The following is a 12,696-nucleotide window of genomic DNA, read 5'->3' as shown; positions in this document are numbered from 1 at the left end:
GTCGCCTTCGCGCTCGGCGACGAGCTCGACCCAGTCACGCGAGACCTCATAGGCGTTGTCGAGCACGTTGAAGATCACCTGCTTCAGCGCGACGTCGGAGACGATCGCGACGTCCTCGCCGAACGTGTTGACGAAATAAAGTGTGCGTGCCGAGCGCGCGTCGCGCCATTCCTCCACCAGCGCGGTGACGAAGGCCGTCACCGTCGTCGGCGAGGAGCCTTCGCCGCGCGCTTCGCCCGCCGACACCAGGATGCCCGTCACGATCGACTTGCAGCGCTGCAGCGAGGTCTCCATCTCCGCAAGATCCTCGGCGAGCTCCTGATCCGCAGCAAGATCCGGCATGCGGCGCCAGTCGCTGAGGATCACCGACAGCGAGGCCAGCGGCGTGCCGAGCTCGTGCGCCGCGCCGGAGGCGAGCAGGCCCATCCGCACGATGTGGTCCTGCTCGGCCGCATGCTGGCGCAGCGCCGCCAGATGCGCGTCGCGCTCGCGCAAATTCCTGTTGATGCGGGTGACGAACACCACCATCAGCACGGCATTGAGGACGAAGCCGAGCAGCATGCCCGTCACGGTGAGGCTGTAGGCCTCGCTGAAGGGATTTGGCGGCAGGTCGAGTGGCCGGTAGGCAAGCGTCAGCCACACGAAACTCGCGCAGGTCAGGGCCACCAGCGACCAGGTTGAGCGGGCATCGAGCAAAACCGCACCCAGCGTCACCTGGAGCAGGAACAGCGAGGTAAAGGGATTGGTGGCGCCGCCGGACAGGTAGAGCTGCGCGGTCAGCGCCGCGACGTCCAGCATCAAGGCGACCAGGAGCTCGTTGTTGGTGATGGCAGCGCGGTGGCGCACCCAGACCAGGCTCGAGGCGTTGAGCAGCACCAGCGCGCCGATCACCGCGCCCATCCGCTCCAGCGGCAGAGGAATGTCCAAGCCAAAATGCACGACGCCGATGGTCACGATCTGGCCGACCACGGCGGTCCAGCGCAGCTGGATCAGCAGCGCCATGTTCTTGCGATTGGTCTCATCGTCGGCGGGCGCCGTGCCGATCAGCTCACCGCGCGCGTCCGCCTGCGATTGCCGCGTGACGACGGTCTCGCCACGCGCAAGTGTTTGGGAAAGCGTCTTCCCGTCGTCAGCCAGGCTCGACGATCGTTCCAGCATCTGATCCCGTCCTGCGGGTGGCGGCATCCGAGCCGCCGTCCGGTTCCTGGACGAAGCGCCTGCGGCGGAACAGCCCGCCGCCGAATGTGACGAAAAGCCGGCCAGCCAGCATGAAAGCCAGGGCAAACCACGTCAGCGCGTAGATCAGGTGGTTATTGGGAAAGCGGATCACGGTCAATCCGCCGATAGGCCCGCCGGCAATTTGTGATCTGGCATCGGCATCCACGAAGAAGGGCGCGACGTCGCGCAGGCCGCGCGCCGCCGCAATGGCGGCGACGTCCCGCGAGTACCAGCGGTTGTGCTGCGGCACATTGTTCCGGAGAAACCCGCCCTTCGGCTCGGTCATGCGGAGGAGGCCGGTGATCTCGACCTGACCGTCGGAATTGCCGTCCCGGCGCGTCGATGCGTCGCGCCGCTCGGATGGCACGAAGCCGCGGTTGACCAGGATCTGCGTGCCGTCGTCGCGCTCAAGCGGCGTCAGCACCCAATAACCGGGACCTTCCTCGGTGACGGCCTGAACCAGCGTCTCGCGGTCGTGCAGGAAGCGGCCGGTGACACGGACATGCTTGTATTCGTCGTTCGCTGCGGAGATCGAGGGCCATGACGCGGGCTCGGGGATCGGCACCGCCGGGGCATGAGCGCGCTGCTCGACGCGCTCGATCAGCGCCAGCTTCCAGGCGCGGCGCTCGATCTGCCAGACGCCGAGCGCGATCAGGGTCGCGAAGGCCGCGAGCGAGAGGACCGTAAGCCACAGCGAAGGGCGCACGGCATGGCCGCGCGTCCCCTCTGCCTTGACTGTTACGATCCCGGCCTCGCTCACTTCATCCCGCTCATCTGGTGCATCGGCATCATGTTGTTGTTGAGGTGGCTCATCACCCACAGCGAACCCGACAGCGCGATCACCACCATGACGATGGTGAAGATCAACGCCATCATGCTCCAGCCGTTCTCGGAGGCCGTGTTCATGTGCAGGAAGTAGATCATGTGCACGACGATCTGCACGACCGCGAAGGCCATGATCACCAGCGCGGTGATCTGCTTGCTCGGCAGTATACCGCTCATCACGAGCCAGAACGGAATCGCCGTGAGCACGACCGAGAGCACGAAGCCGAGCATGTAGCTCGAGAAGGAGCCATGGGCGTGGCCGTCGCCGTGGTGATGGTCGTCCGCATGGGCGGCATGGGCATCGGTGTTCATCGCAGAACTCCCAGGAGATAGACGAAGGTGAAGACGCCGATCCAGATCACGTCGAGGAAATGCCAGAACATCGACAGGCACATCAGGCGGCGGCGATTGGCCTCGATCAGGCCGAACTTCTGGACCTGCACCATGAGGGTCACCAGCCAGATCAGGCCGCAGGTGACGTGCAGGCCGTGGGTGCCGACCAGGGTGAAGAAGGCGGACAGGAAGGCGCTGCGCTGCGGGGTGGCGCCCTCGTGGATCATGTGGGCGAACTCGGTGAGCTCGATGCCGATGAAGGCGAGGCCGAACAGGCCGGTGATCGCCAGCCACGCTTGCGTCTGCGCGACCTTGTTCTGCTGCATCGTCAGCATCGCAAAGCCATAGGTGATCGACGACAGCAGCAGCATCGAGGTGTTCAACGCGACCAGGTTCAGGTCGAACAGGTCCTTCGGGGCGGGCCCGGCGGCGTAATTGCCGCCGAGCACGCCGTAGGTGGCGAACAGGATCGCGAAGATGAGGCAGTCGCTCATCAGGTAGATCCAGAAGCCGAGCGACGTGCTCCAGCCTTCCGGGTGCGGATGTTCGTCGGCGAGGTAGAAGACCGGCTCGCCGGCCTGCGAGGGATTGACAGCGATGGTCATTTACTTGGCTCCGGCGAGCAGCTTGGTGCGCGCGTCTTCGGTCCGGATGATGTCTTCAGCCGGAATGTCGAAGTCGCGGTGATAGTTGAAGGTGTGACCGATGCCGACGGCGAGCATCGCGATGAAGCTCACGGCGGCGAGCCACCACATGTACCAGACCAGGCCAAAACCCATTGCGGTGGCAAGGCCGGCGAGGATGATGCCGGTTCCGGTGCTGCGGGGCATGTGGATCGGCTTGAACCCGGTCAGCGGACGCTGGTAGCCGCGCCTCTTCATGTCCCACCACGCGTCATTGTCGTGCACGACTGGGGTGAAGGCGAAGTTGTAGTCCGGCGGCGGCGAAGAGGTCGCCCATTCCAGCGTGCGCGCGTCCCAGGGATCGCCGGTGACGTCCTTGAGCTGCTCGCGCCTGAGCAGGCTGACTGCGAACTGCATCAGCATCGAGAGAATGCCGATGAAGATGAAGAGGGCACCGATCGCGGCGATGACGAACCAGATCTGAAGCGAGGGATCTTCGAACACGCGCAGGCGGCGGGTCACGCCCATCAGGCCGAGCACGTAGAGCGGCATGAAGGCGAGATAGAAGCCGGTGACCCAGAACCAGAACGACATCTTGCCCCAGAACGGATCGAGCTTGAAGCCGAACGCCTTCGGGAACCAGTAGTTGATGCCGGCGAACGCGCCGAACACGACGCCGCCGATGATGACGTTGTGGAAGTGTGCGATCAGGAACAGGCTGTTGTGCAGCACGAAGTCGGCCGGCGGCACCGCCAGCAGCACGCCGGTCATGCCGCCGATCACGAAGGTCAGCATGAAGGCGACGGTCCACATCATCGGCAATTCGTACCGGATGCGGCCGCGGTACATCGTGAACAGCCAGTTGAACATCTTCGCGCCCGTCGGGATCGAGATGATCATCGTCGTGATGCCGAAGAACGAGTTGACGCTGGCGCCCGAGCCCATCGTGAAGAAGTGGTGCAGCCAGACGAGGTACGACAGGATGGTGATGACCACCGTGGCGTAGACCATCGAGGTGTAGCCGAACAGCCGCTTGCCGGAGAAGGTCGAGGTAACCTCGGAGAAGATGCCGAAGGCGGGGAGAACCAGGATGTAGACCTCGGGGTGGCCCCAGATCCAGATCAGGTTCACGTACATCATCGGGCTGCCGCCGAAATCGTTCGTGAAGAAGTTGGTGCCGACGTAGCGGTCGAGCGACAGCAGCGCGAGCACGACGGTCAGGACGGGGAAGGAGGCGACGATCAGCACGTTGGTGCAGAGCGAGGTCCAGGTGAACACCGGCATCTTCATCATCGTCATCCCGGGGCACCGCAGCTTGACGATGGTGCAGATCAGGTTGATGCCGGACAACGTCGTTCCGACGCCGGCGATCTGGAGTGCCCAGATGTAATAGTCGACGCCGACATCGGGACTGTAGCCGATGTTCGACAGCGGCGGATAAGCCAGCCAGCCCGTGCGGGCGAATTCGCCGATGAACAGCGAGGCCATCACCAGCACCGCGCCCCCGACCGTCATCCAGAAGCTGAAATTGTTCAGGAACGGGAACGACACGTCGCGCGCGCCGATCTGGAGCGGCACGACGTAGTTCATCAGGCCGGTGACCAGCGGCATCGCCACGAAGAAGATCATGATCACGCCGTGGGCGGTGAAGACTTGGTCGTAATGATGGGCGTTGAGATAGCCTTCGGAGCCGCCAAAGGCGAGCATCTGCTGGCCGCGCATCATCAGCGCGTCGGCGAAGCCGCGCAACAGCATCACGATGCCGAGGATCATGTACATGATGCCGATGCGCTTGTGGTCCACGCTGGTGAACCATTCGCGCCAGAGATAGCCCCAGAGGCGGAAATAGGTGAGGCCGCCGAGCAGCGCGGCGCCGCCGAGCGCGACCACCACGAAGGTGCCGACGACGATCGGCTCGTGCAGCGGCAGCGATTCGAAGCCGAGCCGGCCGAAGATGAGCTTGGGAAGATCAGGAGACATGCGGGATCTCTACTAGGAGTCTGATTTCGGACGCAGTCCGAGGAAGAAGGACGAGGACTTGAGCGGCGTGAACGACGGCCGCTTCAGGCCGGCGCCGAGCAGCGGCGCGGTGTCGGTCGGGGCCGTGATCGAGGCGGTGGTCCTGCCCTGCGGCGCATCCGGCGTGCAGGTGCCGGCGACGAAGCTCGGCTCCGGCCCAAGCGCGGTGCCGCGGCGGGCGTATTTGTCGTAGGCCAGCGGCAGCGTGTTGTTCAGGCCCTGATGGCCGGCGCCGCCCTTGGCGTCGATCGCCATCATCTCGCTCTGGCACATCTTGCCGGTCTCGACGCACATGTTGAGGATCAGGCGGTAGAGATCGGCATCGACGGTGCCCCAGCGCCGCACCGGCTCGTTCTGGCTCGGCTTTTCGAGCTGGAGATATTCGGCGCGGCCGAGCGAGCCACCGGCCGATTTGGCGCTGGCGATCCAGGCGTCAAAGCCCTTGTCGTCGAGACCCCTAAAGTTGAAGTGCATGCCGGAGAAGCCGGCGCCGCTGTAGTTCGCCGAGAAACCCTTGTAGGTGCCGACGTGGTTGACGACGGCGTGGAGCTTGGTCTCCATGCCCGGCATTGCGTAGATCTGGCCGGCGAGCGCGGGGATGTAGAACGAGTTCATCACCGAGGACGCGGTGATGCGGAAGGTGATGGGCCGATCGACCGGCGCTGCGAGCTCGTTCACGGTGGCGATGCCGTAGTCCGGATAGATGAAGAGCCATTTCCAATCGAGCGCGACGACGTCGACCTCGAGCGGCGCCTTGGACTGGTCCACGGCGCGTTCCGCATGGATGCGGCCGAGCGTGCGATAGGGATCGAGCAGGTGCGTGCCCATCCAGGTCAGCGCGCCCAGGCAGACGATGATCAGAAGCGGCGCCGACCAGATCACCAGCTCGAGAGCGGTCGAATGATCCCAATCCGGCTCGTAGCGGGCCTCGGTGTTGGCCTGGCGGTAGCGCCAGGCGAACAGCACCGTCAGAGCCATCACGGGGAGGACGATCAGGAGCATCAGGACGGTGGAGATGATGACGAGGTCGCGCTGCTGGGCTGCGATGTCGCCGGCCGGCGCCAGCACAACGTAGTTGCAGCCACTGAGTGCAGCGGCCAGAGGTAGTAGCGCCAGGATCTTGAGACGAGACACGGGCCGAGCCTTTGAGAATGAGTTTCCTTTGCGAAGCCAACGGGTAGCTGCGGCGCAGCAACCCGGACATTGGACAATTTGTCCAATGTTGCAGTGCGGGATGTTGGATCAGACAGAGGTAGTTGCCTGGCCTCTTGCCGGGCAACCGGCTTGGTTTTCAGGACGTTAAGGGCGCGCGAATGGCGACGGCACGGACCCCCGCAATGACAGATCTTCCTACCGGCGAGCATGGCCACGATCAGGCCAGTCCCGGCGAGATCGCCATCGGCGTCATCATCGGCCGCACCTCGGAATTCTTCGACTTCTTCGTCTTCGCGATCGCCTCGGTGATCGTGTTTCCGCGCCTGGTGTTTCCGTTCGCGAGCGAACTGACCGGCACTCTTTATTCTTTCATGATCTTCGCGCTGGCCTTCATGGCCCGGCCGATCGGCACCATCATTTTCATGACGGTCGACCGTGCCTACGGCAAGACGGCGAAGCTGATCTCGGCGCTATTCCTGCTCGGCACCGCCACCGTCGCGCTGGCGTTTCTGCCCGGCTATCACGAGATCGGCGTCGCGGCGATCTGGCTGCTGGCGCTGGCGCGTATCGCGCAGGGTCTGGCCTGGGGCGGCGCCTGGGACGGCATGGCTTCGCTGCTCGCGCTGAACGCTCCGCCCTCCCAGCGCGGCTGGTACGCGATGGTGCCGCAGCTCGGGGCTCCGCTCGGGCTGATCGTGGCGAGCGCGCTGTTCGCCTATTTCGCCGGAAACTTGTCGGCCGATGATTTCTTCGACTGGGGCTGGCGCTATCCGTTCTTCGTCGCCTTCGCCATCAACGTCGTGGCGCTGTTCGCGCGCCTGCGCATGGTGACGACGGAAGAATATGCCACGCTGTTCGAGACCCGCGAATTGCAGCCTTCGCGCATCTCCGAGACGGTTGCAAACGAAGGCCAGACCATCATGCTCGGCGCCTTCGCGCCGCTCGCGAGCTTCGCGCTGTTCCACATGGTCACGGTGTTTCCGCTGTCCTGGGTGTTCCTGTTCACCCATGAGAGCCCGGTGCGATTCCTGATCATCGAGATCGTCGCCGCCGTGTTCGGCGTCGCCGCGATCGTCGTTTCCGGCATCATCGCCGACCGCGTCGGCCGCAAATCGCTGCTGATGGGATCGGCGATCGCGATCGCGATCTACAGCGGCTTTGCACCGCAGCTGCTCGACGCCGGCGCGTTCGGCGAGACCATCTACATGGTGATCGGCTTCATTTTGCTCGGCCTGTCCTTCGGCCAGTCCTCGGGTGCGATCGCCTCGAACTTCAGGCAGACCTACCGCTACACGGCTTCGGCGCTGACGTCCGACATGGCCTGGCTGTTCGGCGCCGGCTTCGCGCCGCTGGTGGCGCTGCTGCTCGCCACCAATCTCGGCGTCATCGCCTCCGGTGCGTATCTGCTCTCGGGCGCGTTCTGGACCCTGCTCGCGCTCTGGCTCAGCGGCCAGCGCGAGGCCGGCGACATGGACGCGGGGCGCTGAGGTCCACCCAGGCTCGCGGTCTCGTAGGGTGGGTTAGCGAAGCGTAACCCACCAATGTCAGTTTCTAAGGCGAGAGAAGAGGTGGGTTACGGCTTCGCCTAACCCACCCTACGGTAGCGCGATTTGTAGCTCCAGATTCCGAGGTCGCGCTAAGCGCGCCCCGCGCTACGCGCGCTTAGCGCAGCCTCAATCCGCCACGATCTTCACGCGGTCGCGCACCTTCACCTGCGCGTTGCGCTCGAGGCCGTTCAGGACACGGAAGCGCTCGGCGGGATGATCGACTCCGGCCATGCGGTGGGAGAGCGATTCCACGGTATCGCCGGGCTGCACGGTGATGACCTTGATGCGCAGCGGGCGCGCGGCCTGGATCTCCTCGAGCGTCAGGCGACGGAATGAGTTGACGGTCTCGCGCGCGTTGCGCTCGCTCTCGGTCGACTTCTGCCGCGCCGCGAAGATGAAGCGGTAGACGTCGCTGCCGAAGCGCAACGCATAGACCTTGAACTGCCACTGGTCGCCCTTGGCGGTCGCGGATGCCGCCGGAAAACCGTTGATCGTGAGATCCTCGGTCGACGCCTTCTCGACGCCTTCCATCCAGCCGGAATTCAGGTAGTCGCCGAGCGATTGTTCGGCCGGCACGCGCACGACGTCGAAGCGCATCGCCTGTGCGCCGCCCTCGCGCACGCCGATCACGGCCTGGGCTGTGTTGTCGAGCGTGAAATTGTCCGGCGCCTGGAAGGTGAAGCCGAGCTTCGGATGCAGGAAGCGGCGGCCGCGCACGAAGCCTTCGCTGGGGTCTTCGCCATAGACGAGGTTGTCGATCGCGGCGAGATAGCTTTCGCGATCGCGCTCGGCGCCCTCCGGCGCAGTGTATTGCCGCGCGATATTCTGCGCGTTCTGCACGCGTTCCGGGGTGGCCGGATGCGACGAGGTGAAATCCTGCGCGCGCGGATCGAGCGAGCTCTTGCCGGCCTTCAGCTCGGCATTGCGCTCCATCGCCGAGAGGAAACGCGCCGCGCCATAGGGATCGAAATGTGCCTTGGCGGAAATGCCCACACCGATGCCGTCGGCCTCGATCTCCTGCTTGCGCGAGAAGCTCGCCATGGTGAGCTTGGTCTTGGCCAGCGCGAGCGCGGTGAGATCGGGATCGTTGCTCATGTCGGTGACGACGCGGGTGACGATCGCGGCCTGGCGGGCCTGGTCCTCGCGCATCGCGGCGTGCTTGGACAGCACATGCGCCATCTCGTGGCTGAGCACGGAGGACAATTCGGAGGTGTCGCTGGCGAGCGCGAGCAGGCCGCGCGTGACGTAGAGCTGGCCGTTCGGCAGCGCGAAGGCGTTCACCGCGCCGGAATTGAGGATGGTGACCTTGTAGCCCTGGTCGGGACGGTCGGAAGCCGCCACCAGCCGGTCGACGGTCTTGCTGACCAGCGCCTCGAGCTTGGGATCGTCATAGGTCCCGCCATAGCTCGCCAGGATGCGCTCGTGCTCCTTCTCCGTGGCGGGGGTCTGCGCGATGGCCGGCTTCGGCTTCGGCATCGCGACGGTTGCCGGGGCCGTGGCGGTCTGGAACCTCCCCATGTCGCCGCAACCGCCGAGGGCCGCGCCCAGGACGAGGCATAGCGCGGCCGGCGCCGCCCGCAGTCGGCGGCGTTCGGTCCGTACGTGCCGTTCTAGCACCCCATCCACGTCGTTAACCCGTGCCTGGCCTGATCTAAGGCCTTACCCCTGCCGGCTCGTTTGCGCCCAGCAACTCGATCTGCCCCACAAGGCGTACCTCGATGCGCGGCCCCGCATTCCCCTCAACCCAGCCCCGAACGCGAATACGCCGATTTTCCAGGGACTTAAGGGCTATACCAGCGCTTTCGAACGCCGATAGTGTACGCTTTGAAATAGTCGCGGCAAAGCCACGAGTCCAGTTCCGTCCGAAGTTGAGGTAGGTTACTGCCCCAGCCTGACGGACCGACAGGATTTTGCCCTCGACCACCGCAAAGCGCCCGATCTCCGCCAAAATATCGTCCGGACTTTCCGCGTTTTTTATGGCCGACGGGTCAGTCCAGCTACCCATTTTCTGGCGCCGCGCTGCGGCTTCGGACGCCATCAGGGAGGCCGCGCAGTCCTTGTCCATGATCTCGGCGGAGGCAATGGCGTTGCCTTGGGCGAGCAGCGTCGCCTGCACCGGGACGTCGCTCTCACCGACGAAGACCAGCGCGCTTTGGCGGCCGTAGCGGTCGGGCGTGTCGTCGGTGCCGCGGAGTGTCACGTCGCGGCCGGCGAGCAGCGATGTCAGCGCCTGCTTCGTCGTCGCCGTGGGCTCGATGCCGGTGAGGCGGATATCGCGGCCGTCGTCGAGACGGACGCTGCGCGCATCGACGATCGCGGCGACGCGACCTTCGCCCTGGGACTCGAGCTGGCACGGCGCCGCGAGCGCGGTGTGGCTCGCGATGAGAAGAGTTGCCACGATAAGGTGAAGCAGTCGTGCCACGTGACCCGGAGAGGTTGCGTTGTGCTTCAGCTTTACCTCAAGTGTAGCGTTTCGCGAAGACGCTTCCTCATGCCCCGTCATTGCGAGGTGCGGAGCGACGAAGCAATCCATAGTCCCTCCGCGGAAAGACTCTGGATTGCTTCGTTGCGCTCGCAATGACGCGAAAACATTTTGCGTCGTCTCTCCATTCCGCTTTGCGGAAAGCACACAATGATCATTGATCTTCATCGCACCGCAGCGCTTGCTGCGCTCTTGCGCATGCGGCATGATTGCGGCAATCACGATTGCCAAGAGCAACAACCAAGCCGCCATCAGAGTACGGCGCGATAAAGGAGGTCTTTTTCGATGAAGAGAATTTTGCCGGGCATTTTCGTCGCCGCTTTTGCATTGAGCGCAAGCGCCGCGCAGGCCCAGGACAAGCCGACGCTGAAGATCGGCGGCATTCTCGACATGTCGAGCCTGTATGCCGACATCACCGGCTCGGGCAGCGAGACCGCGGCCAAGATGGCCGTGGAGGATTTCGGCGGTGAGGTGCTGGGACGCAAGATCCAGGTGCTGGCGGCCGATCATCTCAACAAGGCCGACCTCTCCGCAAACATCGCCCGCGACATGCTCGACAACCAGGGCGTCGAGATGATCTACGATGTCGCGGCCTCAGCGACCGCGCTTGCCGCCGGCGAGATCGCGAAAGCGCGCAACAAGATCATCATGTTCAACGGCCCGGGCTCGATCCGTCTCACCAACGAGGCCTGTGGTCCCTACACCATCCACTATGTGTTCGACACCTACGGCCAGGCCAACGTCACCGGCCTTGCGGCCGTGAAGTCGGGCCTCGACAGCTGGTTCTTCCTCACCGCCGACTACGCCTTCGGCCAGGATCTGGAGAAGGACACCAGCGCCGTCGTGACCAAGACCGGCGGCAAGGTGCTCGGCAGCGTCCGCCATCCGCTCAACACGTCGGATTTCTCGTCCTTCCTGCTCCAGGCCCAGGCTTCGAAGGCCAAGGTCATCGGGCTCGCCAATGCCGGCGGCGACACCATCAACGCCATCAAGCAGGCGGCCGAGTTCGGCATCACCAAGGGTGGCCAGAAGGTCTCGCCGCTGCTCGCCTTCGTCACCGATATCGACTCGATCGGGCTCGAGACCGCGCAGGGCCTGTTGCTGGCCGAGGCGTTCTACTGGGACCTCAACGACGACACGCGTGCGTTCTCCAAGCGCTTCATGGAGCGTACCAAGCGGGTGCCGACCTCGGCGCAGGCCGGCGTCTATTCCTCCGTCACGCACTATTTGAAAGCCGTGAAGGCGGCCGGGACGACCGACGCCGCGGCGGTGATCAAGGTGATGAAGGAAACGCCGATCAACGACTTTTTCGCCAAGGGCGGCAAGATCCGTGAGGACGGCCGCATGATCCACGACATGTACCTGTTCGAGGTGAAGAAGCCGTCGGAGTCCAAGGGCCGCTGGGACGATTACAAGCTGCTTACCACCGTCCCCGGCAACGAGGCGTTCCAGCCGCTGGAGCAGTCGCGCTGCCCGCTGGTGAAGAAATAAGGGCGTGAGCCGTCGTGGTGACGAGCGCGCCCAGCAATAGGTCGTCATCCCGGGGCTCGCGCAGCGAGAACCCGGGATCCATCGAGCAGCAATGACGGTTGAGGAATGGATTCTCAGGTGCGCAATTGCGCACCGCAATTGCGCACCGTAGTTCGCGCCAAGGGGCGCGCCCCGGAATGACAGAGTAAAACAAACAAAGGGAGACGCCCATGAGCAACGACATGGTCCTGCAGAAGCTCGAAGCCGGGCTCCTCACGATCACCATGAACCGTCCCGAGCGCAAGAATGCGCTCAACCCGGACATGGTGCGCGGGCTGGTCGAGGCGGCGCGGCGCGCGGCCGACGATCCGGAGGTGCGGGCGGTGCTGTTCAAGGGCGCCGGCGGCTCGTTCTGCGTCGGCGGCGACGTCAAGTCGATGGCGGAGGGCCGCGCACCGCTGCCGTTCGAGCAGAAGCTTGCGAATCTGCGCCGCGGCATGGAGGTCTCGCGCATCCTGCACCAGATGCCCAAGCCCGTGGTGGCGCAGCTCGACGGCGCGGCGGCCGGTGCGGGCCTGTCGATGGCGCTGTCCTGCGACCTGCGCATCGCCTCTGAATCCTGCAAGATCACCACGGCTTTCGCCAAGGTCGGCTTCTCCGGCGATTACGGCGGGACCTATTTCCTGACGCAACTGCTCGGCAGCGCAAGGGCGCGCGAGCTCTACCTGATGTCGCCGGTGCTCACGGCGAAGGAAGCGCATGCGATCGGCATGGTGACCAAGGTCGTGCCGGATGCGGAGATCGACGCCGCCGCGCACGAGCTCGCGCTGTCACTGGCACAGGGCCCCTCGATCGCGCTCGGCTTCATCAAGCGCAACATCAACAACGCCGAGCATCTGGCGCTGGAAGACTGCTTCGACGGCGAGGCGATCCATCACACCCGCTGCGGCGACACCGAGGACCACAAGGAGGCCGCCAGGGCCTTTGTCGAGAAGCGCAAGCCCACATTCAAGGGCGCATGACC

At 64.6% G+C, this 12,696-nt stretch carries 11 protein-coding genes; 3 read left to right on the top strand and 8 right to left on the bottom strand.

Annotated features, from left to right (window positions below; all coding sequences use genetic code 11):
- The 6 genes from AX729_RS10235 to cyoA all read right to left on the bottom strand — a co-directional run.
- Positions 1 to 1,158: ActS/PrrB/RegB family redox-sensitive histidine kinase (locus AX729_RS10235; RefSeq protein ID WP_061022568.1), on the bottom strand; the 1,158-nt coding region annotated here is incomplete at its 3' end.
- The gene (locus AX729_RS10230; protein WP_061022566.1) at positions 1,130 to 1,978 is read right to left on the bottom strand and encodes an SURF1 family protein; all 849 of its coding nucleotides are present in this window, start codon (positions 1,976 to 1,978) and stop codon (positions 1,130 to 1,132) included. The genes AX729_RS10235 and AX729_RS10230, both read right to left, overlap by 29 nt.
- Entirely contained in the window at positions 1,975 to 2,355 is a 381-nt protein-coding gene (gene cyoD, locus AX729_RS10225; RefSeq protein ID WP_061022563.1) for a cytochrome o ubiquinol oxidase subunit IV, read from the bottom strand. The genes AX729_RS10230 and cyoD overlap by 4 nt, the downstream gene beginning before the upstream one ends.
- Complete coding sequence (gene cyoC, locus AX729_RS10220) at positions 2,352 to 2,981, bottom strand: cytochrome o ubiquinol oxidase subunit III (RefSeq protein WP_061022561.1); 630 nt, start codon at positions 2,979 to 2,981, stop codon at positions 2,352 to 2,354. The genes cyoD and cyoC overlap by 4 nt, the downstream gene beginning before the upstream one ends.
- The gene (gene cyoB, locus AX729_RS10215) at positions 2,982 to 4,979 is read right to left on the bottom strand and encodes a cytochrome o ubiquinol oxidase subunit I (protein ID WP_061022559.1); all 1,998 of its coding nucleotides are present in this window, start codon (positions 4,977 to 4,979) and stop codon (positions 2,982 to 2,984) included.
- Between the two features lie 12 nt (positions 4,980 to 4,991).
- Positions 4,992 to 6,152: a ubiquinol oxidase subunit II gene (gene cyoA, locus AX729_RS10210; RefSeq protein WP_061022558.1), complete on the bottom strand. Its 1,161-nt coding sequence runs from the start codon at positions 6,150 to 6,152 to the stop codon at positions 4,992 to 4,994.
- A gap of 179 nt (positions 6,153 to 6,331) precedes the next feature.
- Here cyoA and AX729_RS10205 point away from each other — a divergent pair, with 179 nt between their 5' ends.
- On the top strand, positions 6,332 to 7,660 hold the full coding sequence (locus AX729_RS10205) for an MFS transporter (protein ID WP_061022555.1): 1,329 nt from the start codon (positions 6,332 to 6,334) through the stop codon (positions 7,658 to 7,660).
- A gap of 186 nt (positions 7,661 to 7,846) precedes the next feature.
- Here the strand turns inward: AX729_RS10205 and AX729_RS10200 are convergent, their stop codons facing one another.
- Both AX729_RS10200 and AX729_RS10195 read right to left on the bottom strand, forming a co-directional pair.
- Positions 7,847 to 9,238 carry a M48 family metalloprotease gene (locus AX729_RS10200; RefSeq protein ID WP_245325119.1) on the bottom strand — a complete coding sequence of 464 codons (1,392 nt, stop codon included), beginning with the start codon at positions 9,236 to 9,238 and terminating at the stop codon, positions 7,847 to 7,849.
- A 133-nt stretch (positions 9,239 to 9,371) separates the two neighbouring features.
- Positions 9,372 to 10,223: a thermonuclease family protein gene (locus AX729_RS10195; RefSeq protein WP_061022578.1), complete on the bottom strand. Its 852-nt coding sequence runs from the start codon at positions 10,221 to 10,223 to the stop codon at positions 9,372 to 9,374.
- Positions 10,224 to 10,487: 264 nt separating this feature from the next.
- On the opposite strand from AX729_RS10195, the gene AX729_RS10190 reads away from it, so the two are divergent.
- Both AX729_RS10190 and AX729_RS10185 read left to right on the top strand, forming a co-directional pair.
- Positions 10,488 to 11,693 (top strand): ABC transporter substrate-binding protein, encoded by a 1,206-nt coding sequence (locus AX729_RS10190; RefSeq protein ID WP_061022552.1) that lies wholly within the window; start codon positions 10,488 to 10,490, stop codon positions 11,691 to 11,693.
- Positions 11,694 to 11,902: 209 nt separating this feature from the next.
- Entirely contained in the window at positions 11,903 to 12,694 is a 792-nt protein-coding gene (locus AX729_RS10185) for an enoyl-CoA hydratase (RefSeq protein ID WP_061022550.1), read from the top strand.
- Positions 12,695 to 12,696 lie beyond the last annotated feature (2 nt).

This window comes from Bradyrhizobium sp. CCH5-F6 (assembly GCF_001556045.1).
Classification (GTDB): Bacteria; Pseudomonadota; Alphaproteobacteria; order Rhizobiales; family Xanthobacteraceae; genus Bradyrhizobium.
This window is presented reverse-complemented; position numbering and strand designations above follow the sequence as displayed.

Coding starts and splice junctions, on each gene's coding strand:
- AX729_RS10200 (WP_245325119.1), bottom strand. CDS start 9,238: ATGGGGAGGTTCCAGACCGCCACGGCCCCGGCAACCGTCGCGATGCCG.
- AX729_RS10190 (WP_061022552.1), top strand. CDS start 10,488: ATGAAGAGAATTTTGCCGGGCATTTTCGTCGCCGCTTTTGCATTGAGC.
- cyoB (WP_061022559.1), bottom strand. CDS start 4,979: ATGTCTCCTGATCTTCCCAAGCTCATCTTCGGCCGGCTCGGCTTCGAA.
- AX729_RS10195 (WP_061022578.1), bottom strand. CDS start 10,223: ATGACGGGGCATGAGGAAGCGTCTTCGCGAAACGCTACACTTGAGGTA.
- cyoC (WP_061022561.1), bottom strand. CDS start 2,981: ATGACCATCGCTGTCAATCCCTCGCAGGCCGGCGAGCCGGTCTTCTAC.
- cyoD (WP_061022563.1), bottom strand. CDS start 2,355: ATGAACACCGATGCCCATGCCGCCCATGCGGACGACCATCACCACGGC.
- AX729_RS10205 (WP_061022555.1), top strand. CDS start 6,332: ATGGCGACGGCACGGACCCCCGCAATGACAGATCTTCCTACCGGCGAG.
- AX729_RS10185 (WP_061022550.1), top strand. CDS start 11,903: ATGAGCAACGACATGGTCCTGCAGAAGCTCGAAGCCGGGCTCCTCACG.